1 pseudogene is annotated in these 313 nt (G+C 53.7%); it reads left to right on the top strand.

The annotated features are described in order from the left end of the window. Nucleotides 1–26: 26 nt before the first annotated feature. Nucleotides 27–313: pseudogene (locus NE473_RS30825) on the top strand (hypothetical protein); the annotation flags it as partial.

The raw sequence follows: 313 nt of genomic DNA, 5'->3' as shown, positions 1-313 counted from the left end.
GCCTGATTTCCAGCATGGGCTGGCGTATGTCGGACAAAATTGTAGGTCTTATCATGCTGGTTATCATGATTCCGTGTACCGTCTTCATCGTGCGTTCCACTCCGGCGGACAAAAATCTTCAGCCGCTGGGCGCTGACGAGCCGGTCGGGGAACAGGCTGCGGCAAAGAAGCCTGCGCCGGTCGGTTTTACCATGGCGGAAGCGCGCAGAAGCCCTGCTTTCTATGTTTTTCTGCTTTCCATATTTGCGATGACCTTTGCAACAGGTGCTGCATTACAGCTGCCGGCGTATTTAACTGATATCGGGTACGGAAG

It is taken from the genome of Hungatella sp. SL.1.14, from assembly GCF_024460495.1.
Taxonomy (GTDB): domain Bacteria; phylum Bacillota; class Clostridia; order Lachnospirales; family Lachnospiraceae; genus Hungatella; species Hungatella hathewayi.
The sequence above is the reverse complement of the archived record's forward strand: the minus strand, read 5'-3'. Positions and strand labels throughout refer to the sequence as shown.